This is a genomic window from [Bacillus] selenitireducens MLS10 (genome assembly GCF_000093085.1).
Lineage (GTDB): Bacteria > Bacillota > Bacilli > Bacillales > Salisediminibacteriaceae > Salisediminibacterium > Salisediminibacterium selenitireducens.
This window is the reverse complement of sequence record NC_014219.1, coordinates 2,513,010-2,530,733: the sequence shown is the minus strand read 5'-3', so window position 1 is coordinate 2,530,733 and position 17,724 is coordinate 2,513,010. Positions and strand designations below refer to the sequence as shown.

General features: G+C 43.3%; 22 protein-coding genes and 2 riboswitches. Of the genes, 18 read left to right on the top strand and 4 right to left on the bottom strand.

Going from position 1 to position 17,724, the window contains the following annotated elements:
* Positions 1 to 51 precede the first annotated feature (51 nt).
* Positions 52 to 1,623: a rhomboid family intramembrane serine protease gene (locus tag BSEL_RS11755; protein ID WP_232970525.1), complete on the top strand. Its 1,572-nt coding sequence runs from the start codon at positions 52 to 54 to the stop codon at positions 1,621 to 1,623.
* 70 nt (positions 1,624 to 1,693) lie between these two features.
* Here BSEL_RS11755 and BSEL_RS11750 read toward each other — a convergent pair whose 3' ends face one another.
* The gene (locus BSEL_RS11750) at positions 1,694 to 2,086 is read right to left on the bottom strand and encodes a YueI family protein (RefSeq protein WP_013173234.1); all 393 of its coding nucleotides are present in this window, start codon (positions 2,084 to 2,086) and stop codon (positions 1,694 to 1,696) included.
* Positions 2,087 to 2,234: 148 nt separating this feature from the next.
* Between BSEL_RS11750 and BSEL_RS11745 the strand changes: the two genes are divergently transcribed.
* Genes BSEL_RS11745 through BSEL_RS17540 form a run of 6 tightly spaced genes read left to right on the top strand, consistent with a single transcriptional unit; the run spans position 2,235 to position 6,563 of the window.
* On the top strand, positions 2,235 to 2,432 hold the full coding sequence (locus BSEL_RS11745) for a YqgQ family protein (RefSeq protein ID WP_013173233.1): 198 nt from the start codon (positions 2,235 to 2,237) through the stop codon (positions 2,430 to 2,432).
* Positions 2,433 to 2,439: 7 nt separating this feature from the next.
* Positions 2,440 to 3,411: an ROK family glucokinase gene (locus BSEL_RS11740; RefSeq protein WP_013173232.1), complete on the top strand. Its 972-nt coding sequence runs from the start codon at positions 2,440 to 2,442 to the stop codon at positions 3,409 to 3,411.
* Between the two features lie 6 nt (positions 3,412 to 3,417).
* Positions 3,418 to 4,110, top strand: a complete 693-nt coding sequence (locus BSEL_RS11735; protein ID WP_013173231.1) for an ABC transporter ATP-binding protein — start codon at positions 3,418 to 3,420, stop codon at positions 4,108 to 4,110.
* Positions 4,111 to 4,149: 39 nt separating this feature from the next.
* Entirely contained in the window at positions 4,150 to 4,947 is a 798-nt protein-coding gene (locus BSEL_RS11730; RefSeq protein ID WP_013173230.1) for an ABC transporter permease, read from the top strand.
* Complete coding sequence (locus tag BSEL_RS11725; RefSeq protein WP_013173229.1) at positions 4,944 to 5,486, top strand: hypothetical protein; 543 nt, start codon at positions 4,944 to 4,946, stop codon at positions 5,484 to 5,486. The genes BSEL_RS11730 and BSEL_RS11725 overlap by 4 nt, the downstream gene beginning before the upstream one ends.
* Before the next feature lie 3 nt (positions 5,487 to 5,489).
* The gene (locus tag BSEL_RS17540; RefSeq protein WP_013173228.1) at positions 5,490 to 6,563 is read left to right on the top strand and encodes an MTH1187 family thiamine-binding protein; all 1,074 of its coding nucleotides are present in this window, start codon (positions 5,490 to 5,492) and stop codon (positions 6,561 to 6,563) included.
* A gap of 57 nt (positions 6,564 to 6,620) precedes the next feature.
* Here BSEL_RS17540 and BSEL_RS11715 read toward each other — a convergent pair whose 3' ends face one another.
* Entirely contained in the window at positions 6,621 to 6,803 is a 183-nt protein-coding gene (locus BSEL_RS11715; protein ID WP_013173227.1) for a DUF2759 domain-containing protein, read from the bottom strand.
* 397 nt (positions 6,804 to 7,200) lie between these two features.
* Between BSEL_RS11715 and BSEL_RS11710 the strand changes: the two genes are divergently transcribed.
* The 3 genes from BSEL_RS11710 (at position 7,201) to BSEL_RS11700 (ending at position 11,214) form a co-directional block, all read left to right on the top strand.
* A complete protein-coding gene (locus tag BSEL_RS11710) occupies positions 7,201 to 8,541 on the top strand; it encodes an RNA-guided endonuclease InsQ/TnpB family protein (RefSeq protein ID WP_013173226.1) in 1,341 nt (446 codons plus the stop codon).
* Positions 8,542 to 9,180: 639 nt separating this feature from the next.
* On the top strand, positions 9,181 to 9,819 hold the full coding sequence (locus BSEL_RS11705; protein WP_041582455.1) for an MBL fold metallo-hydrolase: 639 nt from the start codon (positions 9,181 to 9,183) through the stop codon (positions 9,817 to 9,819).
* Between the two features lie 255 nt (positions 9,820 to 10,074).
* Entirely contained in the window at positions 10,075 to 11,214 is a 1,140-nt protein-coding gene (locus BSEL_RS11700; RefSeq protein ID WP_013173223.1) for a class I SAM-dependent methyltransferase, read from the top strand.
* A 65-nt stretch (positions 11,215 to 11,279) separates the two neighbouring features.
* On the opposite strand, the gene BSEL_RS11695 is transcribed toward BSEL_RS11700, so the two are convergent.
* Together BSEL_RS11695 and BSEL_RS11690 are read right to left on the bottom strand one after the other, a co-directional pair.
* Entirely contained in the window at positions 11,280 to 11,522 is a 243-nt protein-coding gene (locus BSEL_RS11695) for a DUF2626 domain-containing protein (protein WP_013173222.1), read from the bottom strand.
* A 161-nt stretch (positions 11,523 to 11,683) separates the two neighbouring features.
* A complete protein-coding gene (locus tag BSEL_RS11690) occupies positions 11,684 to 12,394 on the bottom strand; it encodes a helix-turn-helix transcriptional regulator (protein ID WP_013173221.1) in 711 nt (236 codons plus the stop codon).
* Between the two features lie 225 nt (positions 12,395 to 12,619).
* On the opposite strand from BSEL_RS11690, the gene BSEL_RS11685 reads away from it, so the two are divergent.
* The 8 genes from BSEL_RS11685 to BSEL_RS11650 all read left to right on the top strand — a co-directional run bounded on the left by BSEL_RS11685 (position 12,620) and on the right by BSEL_RS11650 (position 17,356).
* The gene (locus BSEL_RS11685; protein WP_013173220.1) at positions 12,620 to 13,066 is read left to right on the top strand and encodes a YtxH domain-containing protein; all 447 of its coding nucleotides are present in this window, start codon (positions 12,620 to 12,622) and stop codon (positions 13,064 to 13,066) included.
* Positions 13,067 to 13,220: 154 nt separating this feature from the next.
* Positions 13,221 to 14,297, top strand: a complete 1,077-nt coding sequence (gene comGA, locus BSEL_RS11680; RefSeq protein ID WP_013173219.1) for a competence type IV pilus ATPase ComGA — start codon at positions 13,221 to 13,223, stop codon at positions 14,295 to 14,297.
* Positions 14,298 to 14,311: 14 nt separating this feature from the next.
* Positions 14,312 to 15,319 (top strand): competence type IV pilus assembly protein ComGB, encoded by a 1,008-nt coding sequence (comGB, locus tag BSEL_RS11675; RefSeq protein ID WP_155522736.1) that lies wholly within the window; start codon positions 14,312 to 14,314, stop codon positions 15,317 to 15,319.
* Positions 15,320 to 15,439: 120 nt separating this feature from the next.
* Positions 15,440 to 15,760 (top strand): competence type IV pilus major pilin ComGC, encoded by a 321-nt coding sequence (gene comGC, locus BSEL_RS11670; protein ID WP_013173217.1) that lies wholly within the window; start codon positions 15,440 to 15,442, stop codon positions 15,758 to 15,760.
* Positions 15,757 to 16,212, top strand: coding sequence for a competence type IV pilus minor pilin ComGD (comGD, locus tag BSEL_RS17125; RefSeq protein ID WP_013173216.1), 456 nt, complete (start codon positions 15,757 to 15,759; stop codon positions 16,210 to 16,212). The genes comGC and comGD overlap by 4 nt, the downstream gene beginning before the upstream one ends.
* Positions 16,199 to 16,516 carry a hypothetical protein gene (locus tag BSEL_RS17880; protein ID WP_013173215.1) on the top strand — a complete coding sequence of 106 codons (318 nt, stop codon included), beginning with the start codon at positions 16,199 to 16,201 and terminating at the stop codon, positions 16,514 to 16,516. Before comGD ends, BSEL_RS17880 begins: the two co-directional genes overlap by 14 nt.
* Positions 16,482 to 16,964 carry a competence type IV pilus minor pilin ComGF gene (locus BSEL_RS11655; protein ID WP_013173214.1) on the top strand — a complete coding sequence of 161 codons (483 nt, stop codon included), beginning with the start codon at positions 16,482 to 16,484 and terminating at the stop codon, positions 16,962 to 16,964. Before BSEL_RS17880 ends, BSEL_RS11655 begins: the two co-directional genes overlap by 35 nt.
* Complete coding sequence (locus BSEL_RS11650) at positions 16,961 to 17,356, top strand: hypothetical protein (protein WP_013173213.1); 396 nt, start codon at positions 16,961 to 16,963, stop codon at positions 17,354 to 17,356. Before BSEL_RS11655 ends, BSEL_RS11650 begins: the two co-directional genes overlap by 4 nt.
* 95 nt (positions 17,357 to 17,451) lie before the next feature.
* Positions 17,452 to 17,548, top strand: a riboswitch (glycine riboswitch).
* A 3-nt stretch (positions 17,549 to 17,551) separates the two neighbouring features.
* Positions 17,552 to 17,643, top strand: a riboswitch (glycine riboswitch).
* Positions 17,644 to 17,724: the final 81 nt, after the last annotated feature.

Sequence of the window (17,724 nt, the reverse complement as noted above, 5' to 3'; positions counted from 1 at the left end):
ACTGGATACACAGAAGAGTCTGTGTGGACTGGAGTGACCAAAGTGAATGAGATGACAGAACGGGTTAAATATTGGGAATTCCTTCATCATTTGATTGACCATGAAGGAATGAAAATTTTGTATATAAAAGAAGATGATGATACAGCATGGATCGAAGACGATCGTCATAAGCAACCTGTGATCATCCGACTGACGAGAAAGAATTTTGATTGGAGCAACCAGCTCAAAGCAGACATAGACATTGCAAATCGAAACAGCAAAGAGGTGAAACGGCACTTCAATATCCGTTCAGGCAATGTCATCAATGTGATCCTCTCCCAAGTGACGCCGGTGGATGATTATGAACATTATCTTTCTTCGGTGTTGCCACTAACCGCCGGGGGTAAAAATCAGTTCCGGACACTGTTGATTACAATGGATCAGTTGCAGGATCGGATGTTCCCGCTCGCAACTGAATGGAAATTGAAGGATACGCCGGTATTTACACCGTCAGAAGCACTTGAAGAAGAGGGGCTTGAGGCAGCGCGTATTCAAAAACTGCAGCGTGACATTCAAAGACTTACGAATGAACGGACAAAACAGGACATGTCACTTTTCCAGCAGGGGAAGCCCCGCCTGACCATCCTGTTAATCGGAATAATTGCAGCGATCTTTGTCTGGATGGAGACAGTCGGATCTACAACGAGTACACTCACTCTTGTGGAATTTGGGGCGAAGTACGACCCTGCAATTCTTGACGGAGAGTGGTGGCGGTTTGTTTCAGCCATGTTTATTCATATTGGCCCACTTCACCTGTTTATGAACTCACTGGCTTTATTTTTTTTAGGCGCGGCAGTTGAGCGGATCTTTGGAACAGGAAGGTTTTTTGGGATTTATTTCTTGGCAGGTTTATTCGGTTCCGTGGCGAGTTTTGTTTTTAATGACAATATTTCTGCGGGAGCGAGTGGGGCGATTTTTGGATTGTTCGGTGCTTTGCTTTATTTCGGAGTCCGCCATAAAAAGTTATTTTTCAGAACGATGGGGATGAATATCCTTGTCATTTTGGGGATTAACCTGGTATTTGGTTTCGTCGTTCCGATGGTTGACAATGGTGCACATATCGGGGGACTGATTGGTGGCTTTATTGCTTCATCAATTGTCGGGCTGCCTGCCCATAAGAAAGACAAGTCCATGATCGGTGCATTTTTAACCGCTGTCATTCTGATGGCCGGTCTTCTATTAGCCGGATATAACCAGGATCTCGATGATGATATGCTTGCCTCGATTAATTTTCAAATTGCCGGTGAATGGATTGAACTTGAAGAATACAGCAAGGCTGAACCTTATTTACTGTCGATTCTTTCAAATTCAGAATCAGACATTCAGGAAAGTGACTATGTGAACAGCTATTTCTTTCTCTCTTATGTTCAGTTGCAGCAGGATAATCTCGCAGATGCAGAGGAATCGTTGCAGGAGACGATTCGCCTGAGGCCGGACTTTCACGAGGCACATTATAATTTAGCTCTTGTTTATATGGAGAAAGATGAAATGGACAGAGCCCTTGATTCAGCACAGCAGGCACTTTCGTTGGTACCGGAGAACGAGGATTATCAGTCACTGGTGAATGAACTCGAACAACGATGAAGCTGTTTTGATTAAAGGCAGTAAAAAACCTCCGAATCGCAAGGATTTGGAGGTTTTTGAATTTGAATGATCAACGGTTCTTCAGATCATCCTGATAGAGTTCATCCTGAACAAAAACCGGATCATCGGGGGTTGCCTGGCCTGATGCCAGAACAATTCCCAATGGGGATGTTTTTGAATCATTGACTATGGTAAACGGAATGCGTTTCTTATTTGCGAGCTGGATATAATCGCCATAAAATGAATAGTTCATCGTACCGTTAATATACAGTCGCGAAGATGGATACTTACTCATGAATTGCTCGAGTTCCTGGTAAGTACCTCGTTTCCGTACCTGAGATTTTGTCAGTGAAATAATCACGCGCTCTGCAAAATTACTTAGAAAAAGTGCCTTTTCTTCCGGTTTTAATTCAGACTTACCATAGATGCCTTCTGCAAGGATCTGTTCCATACGATCTTTCATGAAAAAACTCCTATCTGTTCATCTTTGCAATTATTATAACAGGTTCTTTATTTACTTCAACTAATTTGTTCGTATTTTCACTTTGTAAAGGAGAAGAAAATTGCTATACTGGATAAGGATGAAGATGATTTTGCAGGGGGAGTACCTGATGACTTATTTCGAATTGTTACAGGCATTGAAACCGTATCATGTCTTTATCTATACGGGAGACAAACAAGGAGATCTGGACCTTATTGAAGAAGAGGTGAAGGAGCTTCGAAGACTGGGTCTGGTTGATCAGACTTTTTTCAGGGATGCGATGGTTGCCCTTGCAAAAGAAAGACATACACTAAAACATAAAGGATGATGACACAGTGGATCATGTATTTGCAGGAATTGATATTGGTGGTACAACCGTAAAGATAGCTTTTATTCAAGAAGATGGATCTATTTTGGATAAATGGGAAATACCGACTGATAAAACCGAAAAAGGGAAACATATCCTTAGAGATATCGCTGCTTCTGTCAATGAGCGTAAGAACACGCTTGACGGTCTCACATTAAAGGGGGCAGGTGTTGGCGCTCCGGGTTATATCGATGTGGATCACGGTGTCATCGTTGAAGCCGTAAACTTAGGTTGGAAAGACTATAAAGTCGCAGATATCCTCAGGGATGCGTTGGAGATACCGGTTTTTGTTGATAATGATGCCAATCTTGCTGCAGCGGGAGAAAAGTGGCTGGGGGCCGGCGATAACGCCAACAATTTACTTGCAGTAACACTTGGAACAGGCGTTGGAGGCGGAATACTGGCAGGTGGAGAAATCATTCACGGTCATGCAGGTTTAGCCGGGGAGATCGGTCATATCACATCTGTGAAAGATGACGGGGCGCCTTGTAACTGCGGGAAGAAAGGCTGCCTCGAAACGGTATCATCTGCAACAGGTATTGCCAGACTGGGTACAGAAGCGGCTTCGGAGTATCCTGATTCATCATTGCATGCGGTTATTGCTTCGAAGGATAAGCTGGAGGCAAAAGACGTTTTTGCAGAAGCGGGGAAAGGCGATCAGGCTGCAAGAAAAGTGGTTCAAGAATCGATGGAACACCTGGGATTTGCACTGGCAAATCTTTGTAATTCCTTCAATCCTCAGGTTGTTGTGATTGGCGGCGGAGTATCCAAAGCGGGCAAACAGCTGATTGATGCGATTCGTCCGTCTTTTAACCGTTTTGCTATTCCTAAAATTGCGGACGAAACCGATATGGTGATTGCCACTCTAGGCAACGATGCAGGAGTCATAGGCGGGGCGTGGCTTGCAAGACAAAAGCTGACTGCTGCTGAAGCCGGGTAACGCTGTATGGATATATTAACGGCAGAAAGCGTCACGAACCAACGTGTTCGTGACGTTTCATTACAGGTGAAAGAGAACCAGATTGTCACGTTAATCGGCCCGTCCGGTGCAGGCAAAACGAGTCTTCTGTATCTGTTTAATCGACTTATGGATCCGCTTGAAGGAACCATTACTTACAGGGGGAAGCCGATAGCGGATTACCCGATTGAACAACTCCGCAAAGAAGTCGGAATGGTTTTCCAGTCATCGTCATTATTTGACGGGACGGTCGAAGATAATTTGCGATTCGGTCCTGAACTCTGGGGAGAATGGGATCCGTCGACGGGGCGTTCATTGATGGAGCAGGTCGGGTTGCCGGAGGATTACCTCAAAAAGGATACAGAAACACTTTCAGGAGGGGAGAAGCAGCGGGTTGCTTTTGCCAGAACGCTCGCCAATGATCCTTCTGTCTTGCTTCTCGATGAAGTGACAAGCGCGCTGGACGTGCAATCCGTTGATGTCATTGAGTCACTGTTGAAAAAACTTGTTTCAACCCGTGTTAAAGCGGTCATGATGGTTACACATGACGTCAGGCAGGCAAAAAGACTTGGCGATTATACACTGTATATGGAACAGGGTGCCATTGTCGAACAGGGTGTTACCGAGTCAATGTTTCTCGATCCAAAAACCGATGAACTTTTTCAGTTTTTAAGAAAATAATCAATGCTTTAACCATTTAATTTGAAAGGATCGTAGACCATGGCACCGGAAATTTCAAACGTATCGATGTTTTTTCTTATCTTTTTTGTGCTGATTCCCGTATCGTTGTCTTATTTTTATTCCCTTGGTCTTGGTAAATCGATTGTCTGGTCCTCTTTCAGAGGCTTTATTCAATTGCTTATCATCGGATATGTGTTGACCTATCTATTCTCGCTTGAACCGATCGTCGGAATCAGTATTATGCTGATGGTCATGATTACAGTGGCAAGTTTTCATGCTAGTCAAAAGGGTGAAGGGATTCCGTACATCAAATCCACTGTCTTTATTGTCATCGCTATGGTTGAACTTCTTGTTCTTTTTATGTGGCTCGCGTTTCAAATGGTGTCCTTTGAACCTGATCAGGTTATTCCCATGAGCGGCATGGTCATCGGGAACAGCATGGTTGCGATTGGTCTTGCCCTCGAGAGGATGAAGAGTGAATTCAAGGAGGGTAAAGGGAGAATTCTGGCGGCGCTGGCTCTCGGAGCAAAGCCTCAGGATGCATCAAAGATTCTTGTGCGAAGAGTCGTAAAAGCTGCGATGATTCCGAATGTTGACGGGTTAAAGACAATTGGACTCGTGCAATTACCGGGAATGATGACCGGACTGATTCTTGGAGGTGTAGCTCCGATTGATGCCATCCGTTATCAGATTGTTATTTCTCTGAGTATTTTTGCATCGGTTTCGCTGAGTGCGATGATTGTTACCATGATCAGTTACCGGTTCTTTTTTAATGATCGCCACCAGCTCGTGACATTGAATGACCATGAGGAAGATATGAAGGAGGGTCAGTCATGAATCAGCATAAAACGGTTCTTCTGTTGCCGTTGGCAGTCATGGTTTTATTGTTTGTGTTTGGGTATATGCAATTTACAACAGATGAAGCCATAAGCCACCTCGATCTCCAAGAGCACACAACGCTCAACTCTATTGCTGATGGAGACAGGCAATCAGTGGAGTGGCAATGGGAGCGGTATCCTGAAGGAACGCTGTTTGGGGATGATTATATCGAGATTGCTTTTCCTGAAGGGGTTGAGGTGGAAGAAGCTTACGTTGAATTGACGTCTCGAAATGAAGTCATCTACAGTGTCAGGGATTGGTTTGAGACTGGAGATAACCGCATTGCGATTCCTTTTCCCAACAGGATGATCGAACAGGATCTGTATGGGCCGTCAGGGGAAGTGATTGTCACGTTTAATGAGGAGGTGCCTGATCAAATATCTGTTTACTATGTGCATACCTGGATGGATGTTGACGTCAGCAAATCAGATGGGCCTTCACTGGAAGAACGTTTCGAAGATGCTGGCATGATTAATTATTGGCGGATCGGAGAATAAAACATGAAGGGCATGTCATATCAGCACGGAGTCATTTTTGTCGGAGAACGTTATATGGGCGGTGCGGAGATCGTCAACAACAGATCAATATCCTGGGTGGAACCTGTAACGGCTAAGGCGATGTTCAGGGTTTCTGTCAGGGTCTTTAAATCCATGCCGCTCTGGTTTAAATGGGCTGCATTCATCAGTTTCCTAATCAGTTTACTTCCATGGATGACAGGGTTATACAGCTGGGAACAGTATTATGGCGTGCCATTTTATTTGTGGGTGTACTTTTTTTTAGGCACGCATTTTTGGTTCCCTTCAGACATGAAGCGATTTCACGGAGCGGAACATAAAGTCTTTTCGACAAAAGAACTTGTATCAGTGAGGCATATAAAAACGATAGCGAAAGCATCAATTATAAACCGGTATTGTTCAACAAACGTGATTGTTCTCTTTTTTTTGACAGTGCCGATATTGCTGATACCGTTTCTTCTCATATCGGATGCGCCGTTTATTCATGTTTTTGAATGGACAACGATGACCAGTCTGATCATTCTTCCGGTTTTGGTGAGATGGTTAAACAGAGGGACACATTTTGACCGTGTGAGACAGGCTGTATTGACACTTTCTTATTTCGTACAAAGGGCCATCACGACTGCTGAGCCGGATGAAGTGCATATCCGCACCGCAGTAAAGGCCTATCGAAGAGTTGTTCTGAAAGAAAATCCATCGAGATTAACCCGTGGTAAGCCGATAAAAAAACGAACAAAAGGGGGCCATCAAATGGCGATTGCAGATATTACAATTATGCCACTCGGTTCACAAACTACGAGTGTTTCGGAAGTAGTAGCAGAGGTTCATAAGCGGTTAAAAGAGACAGATCTGCCTTTGGAATACACATTAACACCGATGAGTACGATTATTGAGGGAAAGCCGGAAGATCTGTATACAATCATTCGGGAAATTCATGAAGTGCCTTTTACATTGGGGCATCAGCGGATAGCACTGAACGTAAGAATCGATGACAGAAGAGATAAGGCAACAGGCATGGCTATGAAACTTTCATCCGTCAATCAAAAACTCAGCGAATAAACGTGACGATAATAAAAAAAGAGCTGATCAGGTCCCCAAACCTGATCAGCTCTTTTGTCATACTGTTCCGCCACCGCCGGTGAAGATGATCGAAATTAATGTTCGGATCGAGAACCATCCGAACAGTGCTACGGATAATGCTGCAAACCCGACAGCAAAAAAGTTCTTCTTTTTCAACTCGCGATAACCGCCGATTAAAGATAAAATGGCAACCAGTAAAGTTAAAATCCCCAAAAACATAGCAGTACCTCCTCATAATCATTACGTGATCTCTTCATCATGATCGAATGTTCAATGATGGTCTATTTCATTTTACTTTTTTTTCACACTTTTGTCGAGGGACAGCTTTGTCGAAGAAGAAGAAAAAATCACGCAGCCTGAATCAAGGGATCGAGCGCATGCTGATCTTTATCATCACTAGGCAAGAAGACTCCACCTGATTCGCGATACGGGCGGAGCCAAGCGATTCAGGTGGAGATGAATTGCCATCAGTCTTACGACTGATAGGTGTTATAAACAAAAGAACAAACGTTCGAAATTGTATCCAGCTTCTATTTTTGTGAAATGGTATATTAAGTGGTATAGAAGTAAAAAATTAAAATCAATCCATTCGAGGGCGGCAAAGGAGGTGACACAAATGGCTAGGAAAAAACCGGTTAAAGTGTTACGCAGGAAAAAGAAAACAGCCAATATGCAACGCTTCACTCAAAAACAGAACATTGGTCGCAGTACCCTTAGTGCTAGAGAGTTTCGACTTCTGCAACGCATGTCTCATAGTTCCAAGGCTTTGCGTAACGTAGGTTTGTATGCGATTAAACAAAAGTATTTGGATGAAAACAAAATGGCGACAACAAAAGAAATAGACAGCGCAATGAAGGCCGATATGAACTATTGGGGCATTCAATCCAACTCCGTACAAGCGGTTCGAAGAACCTTGCTCAGTGAAGTAAAGGGCTTCTTCGAAGCGTTAAAGAAATGGAAAGAAAACCCTGGAAGTTTCACGGGTCGTCCAAAATTTCCAAATTATTCTCGTTCCACGGCTAAACGCGTCATCGAAATCTATCAAGTCCCCAAAGTCGATAAGGACGGGTATTGGAACATTCCAATGAACGCTGATTTCAGGAAACGTTTCGGCTCCATAAAACTGCGAATGCCGAAGAATTTAATCAATAAAAAGATTTCTTACATTGAAATCGTACCAAAGCAAAACGGTCGGTTCTTTGAGGCTCATTATGTATATGAAGTTCCAGTGTCTCAAATGAAGAAACAAAAAACGACAACAAAAGCTTTGGGTTGCGATTTAGGTGTAGATTATCTTCTCAGTTGTGCAACAAATCAAGGAGACACCTTTTTGGTTAACGGAAAGAGGTTAAAATCCATCAATCAGTACTTTAACAAAAAGATAAGTCGATTAAAACAAAAAAACATCGAAAACGGCTTGTCGAAACGCATCGTGACGAATCAAATGGCCTCTCTGTGGCGTAAACGACATCTCCAAATTGATGGCTACCTTTCACAAACCGTAGGTTTGTTGTTCAAACAGATAAAACAACTGAATGTCGATACCGTGGTAATCGGTTATAATGCCGGTTGGAAGCAAGAATCAGGCTTGGGGAAGAAAAACAATCAAGAGTTCGTACAAATTCCTTTCCACAGATTGATTTCGGCTATCGAGAATAAGTGTCTCAAGGAAGGCATCCGTTTCGTTAAGCAAGAAGAGAGTTACACGTCTAAAGCCAGTTTTCTGGATAATGACGATATTCCGGTTTGGATAAAAGGCGACGATACAAGATATTCCTTTAGCGGGAAACGTCTATACCGCGGCTTCTATCGCTCTGAAAACGGACAATGCATCCACGCCGACATTGATGCAGCATTAAACATCCTTCGGAAATCTCAAGTAGTCGAATGGGATGAAAAAACACAAATAAAAACGCCCATGATCATGGACGTTCAAAAACGTAAAGCTGTTGCTTAGCGCATAGCCTAGTGGGTGCGTCAATCATCCAAGTGTACTCAACTTTCGTTGGGGCTTGTAGCACACGCCAGCTATATGCTGAGTGGTGGTTTCTTCCGTAAGGAAGAACTGCTCTTCTTCGGAAGGGGGCTGCAAGTGGAAAAGCGATAGTAAGTCGCCAGTACCAACCAAAAACAGTGATTTGAGAAGAACCATGCAGAGCGTCAACCTTTGTAAGAAAAGACCTGCTTGGCTATCTCAAGCCCCCACTGAAACGCTGTACCTCAGTGGGGGTCCATTGACTTGAAATCAACGTTAATCATGATAAAATGTACAGTGAGTCTGACAATCAGAAGGGATACTGCATCAACTGACTACGGCTTAACAGCCTCACGGTCTGTTTGAAGCGGGGTTGTGGCGACCCAACAGTACAAAGGGTCTCGCGATACGTTATGATTTTACCGTATCACATATTTCCTTACGAACCTCTTAACTTGTCAAAAAACGAAAAGAGAACCTTTAGCGACAAGTCGCAAAGAGGTTTACTCTTCAATCATTTAAACATACGAAGGGAGGAAGGCAGGGTGTTGGTTTTCGCCAATGGCATTTCCTCCCCACCTGCAATTACAGGATGAGGTGGGGGATCCTTGCCGAAATACGATGAAATGGCAAATGATATCGCTTGGTCCACTTCAGACCAATGGCTTTATACTAAAAAATGATGGACAGGCAATTATGATTGATCCCGGTGGGGACGCAGATCGTGTGAATACCTTGCTGGACAGTGAATCTTTAACATTGAAAGAAATCTGGCTGACTCATGCTCATTTCGATCATATTGGAGCAGTGCAGGACTTGAGGGAACGTTGGAAGTGCCCTGTCTATCTGCATGATGCTGAACGAGAATGGTTGACAAATCCGTCTCTAAATGGCTCAGGTTTGTTTATGGGCATTGAGAAGACAGCTGCAGAACCGGCGGATGTGCTGATTAAGGAAGAAGGATCATTCGGATCAGGTGACTTCCGCTGTGAGCTTTTTCATACTCCGGGCCACTCACCTGGCAGTGTGTCGTTTTATTTTCCGGAAGCAAACGTGATCTTTTCAGGCGATGTACTATTCAGGGGAGGTGTGGGCAGAACGGATCTCCCGGGTGGTGATCATGAGACGCTTCTCAGGGTCATCGAAGAGAAATTTTTGTCGCTTCCTGATGGGACAACTGTTGCCAATGGACACGGCCCGATCACGACGATCGGCGAGGAGAAGAAGACAAATCCGTTTATCAACGGATTTGGATGGTAGAGTATTTTCCATTAGAGTACCACCGATTTATGAGAAAACTCGATGTATCGTCATAAACTGATGTGTAAAACTCTGCAAACCAAAAAAAGGACCATCCATGGGGGAACATGGATGGTCATTAGGGGAGTTAATCAAGTATCAATGAACGATATAGGGGAGGGGGAACTCCCGAAGATCATTGTCCTACTGATGAGTCTATTATAGAATGAAGTTAACAACATGTCAACAGTGTTAATATGATTTTTGGAGGAAACGATGAAAGAATTTATTCAGGTACTTAAGAAAAAAACGGCCAGCGATGGGCCTTGGCGATTTTATGATTTTATGGATACTGCGTTGTACGATGATGAAGTCGGCTATTATACAGTGGAGAAAACCAAGCTTGGTAAAGAAGGTGATTTCTATACGAGTAATCACGTTCACCCTGTATTCCCGCAGGTGACGGGGCGGTTCTTCGCGGATGTATTTACATCAACGGATGTTGATACCAAAATCACCGAAGCCGGTGCAGGAGACGGCAGGTTCGCTCTCGAAGTGCTGAGGTATTTCGAAGAACATCATCCCAATCAGTTTCGCTTATTGACCTATTGCATCATTGAAAGCAGTCCCTCGCATTGTCAGCAAATAGAAGAGAAAACGGAGGCATACGCGGATAAAGTCCGGCTCTATTCGTCTTTGCAGGACTACTTCAAACAGGAAGGGGATATAAAGGGGATCTTGTATTCCAATGAACTGTTTGATGCCATGCCCGTTCACCTAGTAGAAAGAAGAGAGGACGGATGGGACGAAATTCTTGTTGAATATGATGGAGACAAACTATTTGAAAAGAAAGTGCCTTGTTCCGACACTTTATTGCTCAATTGGCTTGAAGCATTCGGTCCCGAGCTTGAGACCGGTTATCGCACTGAGATAAATCCGGATATGCGTCACTGGCTTCAAAACAGCCTTTCAGGAAACGAACCTGTATTTATCATGACGGTGGATTACGGATATCGAAATGAAGAATACCGTCATCCGCAGCGGAAGGATGGCTCCATTCGCGGGTACCGAAAGCATGAGTTAATTCCTGATCCTCTCGAAACACCGGGGAAAATGGATCTGACGAGTCATATACAGTGGGATGCCTATGATGCTGTACTCAAGAAGCTCGGATTTCAGCACCTGGCTCATCACCGACAGGATCAGTTTCTCTTAAAAGCGGGAATTTTTAAATTTCTCAGAAAGCCGGGTGAAATTAATCCGTTCTCAGACGAGTTTAAACAGAACCGGGCCATCCAGTCTCTTGTCACACCTGACGGGATCAGTGGCTCTTTTCAGGTGGATTTGAAATATCGTCATATATCATTTAAAAAGAAATTAAATCTGTTTACAGAAGATCCTTACACAATGGAATAGACAAAAAATGGTGCAGAATCTCCGGAGAGATCTGCACCATTGTCTGTTACTGGTCATGTAACGGATCAATGACCAACGGACGGGACCATAATAAAGGTTGTATAATACGTAAATCCAATGAAGAAAACGGCTAAGTACGCTGCGAATATATAGACATACATCCGCTCAGACAGTTTCAGGTAACTGAGGCCAATAAAAATGGCAGTTTGCGCAAAAAATAAAAGTGCTTGACCGTTCATATCCCCAACCATGAACAAGACAGCAAAAATGCCTGTCCAGAATGCAAGAACCCGGAACATTCGATCCATATGGCTTTCCTCCCTTTCAATACTTTCATTCATTTCCCCAATTATAAATGAATGAGACACTTAACTGTATTCATTATAAAGTAAGTGTGTCCGTCTTGTAAAGAAAATGAAAAGTAAAATAAAAGGTTCTTCCGTATTGGAAGAACCTTTGGCACGTTTTATTACGCTTTAGAAACGACCGCAGTCGTATACGTACAGGCAATTTCATTGTCCTTAAACATATTGGACTCTTCATCAAGTTTCATTTCATCAAAGAAGAAAGAAAAGATACCGTTGATCAGAGCGTGATGCATAGAGCAAATGCCGCGGTTGTATTGCGCGACTTCTTTGAACGTACAGTTAAAAATACGGAATGTGACTTCACTGGTTTCATCATCATAATGAATTTCCGGATTTAACCCCTGATTCAGTGCGATGCGTTCAATAAATTTAATTTTTTCCTGTGGGTGCATGACGTCAGGATCTTCATTCATGGACGAAACGAATTCTTTTGCGGATTCATAGCCAAATCGGTTGCCGGTTTTCACGAGCGCTTTATGACCTTCAGGTCCGAGCTCACTTAACGTTTCGATGGCGATCTCAGAAAGACGCTGAAAATCTCTGAACGGGAACTGGATACTGATGACTTCATCAGAAAGCCTGTAAAAACGGCTGGGTCTTCCGCCTTTCCCCGTTTTCTTTGTATCAGAGACAAGCATATTCACATCTTCAAGTTTGGTCAGGTGCAGACGTGCGACATTAGCGTGAATCTTAAACGTATCGGCAATTTCCTGCACTGTTACGTCGCGGTGCTGTCTGCCTACATATTGATAAATAGAGAAGCGTGTAGGGTCTGAGAGAACGCCGGTGATCTTGAGTGTCTGTTGTTCCATTTCATTCACTCCCAATTTTAGGTTTCTTTCATTATATAACAGCACAATACAGAAATAAATGCATTTTCAATCTAAATACGTGGTTAAACTGATAATGTCATAAAACGTTAACATTTTCAGCCTAATAATTTGTAGTTTAATTGTGTCCGAAAGAAGGAAACTCGTTACTATACGTAGAATTACTGTAACAGACAAGTTAAGACCAATCTAAGGAGGAAATTACACATGAGTAAAATGGACACTAAAGATTTCATGCTAGGTGCAGTAATTGGAGGCGTAATTGGTGCAGCAGCTGCAGTATTAATGGCGCCAAAGTCAGGACGTGAGCTCAGATCCGACATCACCGAACGTGCAGGTGAAGCCAAAGAACGTACAGTTGAGTTAACTGAGACTGCAAAAGGGAAAGGCGCCGAGTATTATGACGTCGCAAAAGAAAAATCCGAAGAGCTGACTTCTGCTGCCAAACAGCAGTGGGACCGAGTCGCGGATAAGGCAACGGGTGTCTCGGAAAAAGCAAATGAGATGGGCGAGGAACTTGCCAACGACGTGAAAGAAATCATGGAGACTGAGAAATCTGAAGGGAAGAAGCTGGCCCAACAGGTTGTGAAAGAAATTGAAGAGACAAAAGAGCGATTAAAAGAAGATGTGGAAAAGCTGAAAGAAGATAAGTAAAACAAAGGAGTCCCTGGCGCTGCTTGCGTTCAGGGGCTTTTTTTATTTGCAGTATGTGACAATTGTGTGAACAAGAACATTTATACCCCTTTTTTTATTTTGAATAGGCTATAATAACAGGTGAACGTATGATCGCAGAGGTGGTGAGAGGTGAATGGATGTATCTGATCAAGTGAGGCATATGCTTGAAAAAGCGGTCCGACTTGGAGCTTCTGATGTTCATTTTATTCCCGGACAGGTCAGAGGTGTATTGAAATTCCGGATTGATGGCAATTTAGGGGAAGCGGAGGATGTTCCTCTTCTGACGCTCAGTAAAATGATTGCCCATTTTAAATTCATTTCCGGAATGGATCCTGGTGAAAGGCGGATGCCTCAATCGAAAAGTATTGAAAGGCAAGTCTTAACTGAACGAATCAGTTTACGCATTTCCACATTTCCATCGTGTGCGAGTGAGACGATGGTAATGCGAATCTTTCGACTCACACGCGCTCTCCAACTCAATGAACTGGCGCTCTTTCCATCTCAAGTCAGGCGCCTGACTTCTCTTCTCTTCAAACCCCAAGGATTAATCTTGTTTTGTGGCCCAACGGGTACAGGCAAAACAACGACATTATATTCCCTACTAGAACATCAGTTAAATCAGCAGAGTTTAAATGTGATGACCCTTGAAGATCCCGTTGAACGGAAATACAGCGGTATTCTTCAGACTGAAATCAATGAACGGTCCGGAATGACATACGCCACAGGTCTTAAGAGTATATTAAGACATGACCCGGATGTGATTATGCTCGGAGAAATTCGCGATGCAGAAACGGCAAAATCTGCTGTTCGTGCGGCTATGACCGGTCATCTTGTGTTTTCAACTGTGCATTGTTCATCGAGTGCAGGTGCACTTTATCGTATGCAGGAGCTGGGTGTCCCACTCCATGATCTTGATCAGGCATTAAGCGCTGTCGTGAGTCAGTCACTGGTTTCAATTACTTGCAAGCGATGTCTTGAAGTTCCCTGCAGCGATCGTTGTGAAAGTGAAACAAAACGAAAACGGGCTGCTGTATTTGAGTTTCTTGAGGGAGATGAATTAACTGCGGCTTCTGCACTGCTCCGAAAAGGGAAACAGGCAGATCATCTTCCGCGAAGGCAGTTGAAGGATATCATGGTAAAGGCGACTGCCATCGGTGCCATTGATCCGGATCCGGATCAAAAAGTCAATAAACAGAGGTGGTGGCGGTGACTCAGGCTTTTACAATGTCAAAATCTGCACAGGAAGAGTGCCTCCGTCAGTGGAGTGAACTGTTAAAGGAGGGCTATTCGATCCGGGAGATGCTCGCTTTGTATGGCCAGTTTGCTTCTGAAAAAGAACAGCAATGGGTATCAGGTATCGAATCCGGACTTCAGGAAGGTGCATGGATTGCATATTTCCTCGAAGATGCAGGCTTCAGTAAAGAGATTACAGGCATCGTTTTATTTGCTGAAAAGTTCGGTGATTTGATTGAAGGTCTATCGAGGTCTGCGGATATACTGGGAAATGAGTTGAAAGTGAAAGAGGATATAAGAAAGGTCTTTCATTACCCGGCTATGCTGGCTCTCGGATTCATCGTCATTGTATCCGTGCTCATTCAGGGGATTTTTCCAAGGTTTGATGAATTTTTTCATTCTATGGGAGCCGAACTGCCTGCAGTTTCAGTGATGACGTTTCATTTTTTCCGCTTTCTTCCTTTAGTGGTCGGGGCAATGCTGGTTATGGCGGTAGTGACTCTGATTATCATGAAAAAACGACTGACACCGATTCAACAATTGCACACTCTTGTCAGGTTGCCGTTGATCAGGCAGTATGTTCAGTCATTTGTTACGTATCATTTTATCTCTCAGTTGAAACCGCTGCTTTCGAACGGGTTCTCCTTACAAGAAGCTCTGATCGTAATCGGGCGTGAAGACAGGACTGAACACAGCCAGATTGAGAGTGAACGTATTCGTATTCTTTTAACAGAAGGGGAGTCTTTCTCTGATGCGCTATTTTGCAGCGATTTATATCTTCCGCAATTTGTTCACATTATCAAAATGGGTGAGGCGAAAGGCAAAATCGCTGAGGAGATGGACCGCTTCAGCCAGGTCGTCTTCAGGAGACTTCAGAAACGGTTCTCAAGCTTTCTGACCTGGTTCCAGCCATTGTTTTTTCTGATGATCGGATCAATGATGGTGCTGTTGTTTGCATCGTTACTTTTACCGGTATTCTCTATACTCGATCAATGGTAATTAATCACGAGAGGAATTGAGTCTTATACATGCCGTTTTGTTTTATTAATCGGTGTATGCCTTGGCCAGCAGGACGGAATATGAAACACATGGCATAATAAATGCGCAAAGGACGGGATAATGATGAAAATACTAAAAAATAAAAAGGGCTTTACTCTGATAGAAATGATGATCGTGCTGGTTGTTATTTCTATTTTATTATTGGCACTGATCCCAAATATGACCAAAAATCAATCTGTAGCAGCAGATAAAGGCTGTGAAGCGACAGTGGAAATGGTGCAGGCGCAAGTTATGGCTTTTAAAGTGGATACCGGTTCATTCCCTGCAGATTTGGCAAAGTTGCAAGATGGTGAGTATGTTGAACATATCACCTGTCAGAATGGACAGACTCTCAATTTAGACACCGTTACAGGAAAAGTGTCTTTGAATCAGAGTGAATGAAGAAAGATTCATCTGGCGGTTTTACATTAGTGGAGATGATGGTCGTATTGCTTGTCATCACATCCATGATGATGATCGCAACACCCTTTTATCATCAGTCATTGGGCAATAGACAGGCAGAAGTGTTTATGGAAGAACTTGAACAAAATATTCAGTATTATCAATTATACGCTATGGTTCATCAGGTCAACGTCGGCATACATCCTTTTAATTCACCCGGGCCCGGTTATCATGTGAGAGTAAATGGGCTAATCGTGGAGACTGTGCGAGCACCATCTGAAATTGCTGGAATAAGAAATCTCAATTCGGGTCATTTTTTTCTGGTTTTTTCAAGCAGAGGTGGACTGAATAATCATATGACCATGGAAATATCCCGGACAGATTCAGATAAGACTTACAGAGTCATTTTCCAAATTATACGTGGGAGGTTTCATATTAATGAATATGGATGAAAAAGGCTTCATCCTATTTGAGACTATGCTTTCGCTGTTTATTCTTGCGGTTACCGTCTCATTTGTCATCCCATCTTTGATTCATATTCAGGAACTCCGCTCGAATACACTGGATCATAGTGAAGCAATTCGGTTCCTGGATTATGAAATTCGTGAAGGGCAGGAAGCTGCATACAGACAGGATGAGGAAGGGAAATATTATTATTCTGAAAGTGTGGTCGGTTCCGGGAAGATGGAGGTCTGTATACACTGGAAGGAGGCAAGGAACAGTGAGAATCAATGGTGTCTTGAAACACTGCAATAATGAACGTGGTTTTTCGTTACTGGAGGTGATGACTGCTCTCATTCTGACTGGGATCATTTTGTCAGCCACGTTCATGTCTTTTTCATTATGGAGACAGTTGGATGTCGAGTTAAATCAGCCGTCTGACCAGGAATTGCTTCTCTTTCAGAAACAGCTCAGCATGATGTTTGAAGCTTCGCACTCCTATTGGACTTCCGCTGAATCCAGACTTCATACCAGGGGGGCTAATGAAAATATTGTCGACACGTACAGCCAACATCAGTCTGTAATCAGAAGACAGGTCAATGGTGTAGGTCATGAAGTATTTATGCAGCGGATTACACATTTTCGGGTTTACCCGCATCCTAAAGGAGCGGAACTCCACTTGAAATTGGATGGTGCTGAACGAAAATGGGTGATGTACCATCCGACAGGATTAACAAAGAATAACGGAGTGGTTTCAGAATGATCCATTCTCTTACCAGTGAAAAAGGTTTTACTCTTTATTTGGCATTTATCAGTCTTCTGCTGATCAGCGGATTGACACTGCATGTTGCGAGTCTTTATGATCAGGAAGTTAAATGGTTTGAACTCGAGCGAAAAGAAGCATTATTTAACCATGCGAAATTTGAAGCGATGGAAGAAATGATGCAAAGCCGGGAACTTCATGAATTCAATGACAGATTCAACTATAAAATCAGCGGTGTTCAGGTTCAGATTCAGATCACATGTTTCAATGATCAGGAAATCTGGTACAGGTACAAAATGACTTACCGAGACACAGAAAGAGAGGATCTCTATCAATGGTTAATTGATGATCATGTGTACCGTTTGGTCCCTCAGGGTGCAACGTGTTCCTGAGTGTCCTCATTTCTGATCATTTCCATACTTGCGGTACATTTTCTTTTGGTGCTAAAATAGAGATATAAAACAGCTGAAAAGCATTATATCTGCGAATGAAATCAGGGGGAGAGAACGGTTTTCGAATGAGCCGTCGCCGAAGGAGCAAATGCGATGCATGAATCTCTCAGGCAAAAAGACTTCTGATGGACGCACCTCTGGAAAGCCTTAAGCATTTATTAAGGCACCGATGGGGACATTTGATCCGTTAGCCGGATGAAAGAAACTCTCAGGTTACCAAGACAGGGAACGCTTGCTTTGCAGGCACTTCCCTGTCTTTTTTGTATGTCAGTATCTTTTGTAATGCGGCTAAAGATTGATGGGAGTGT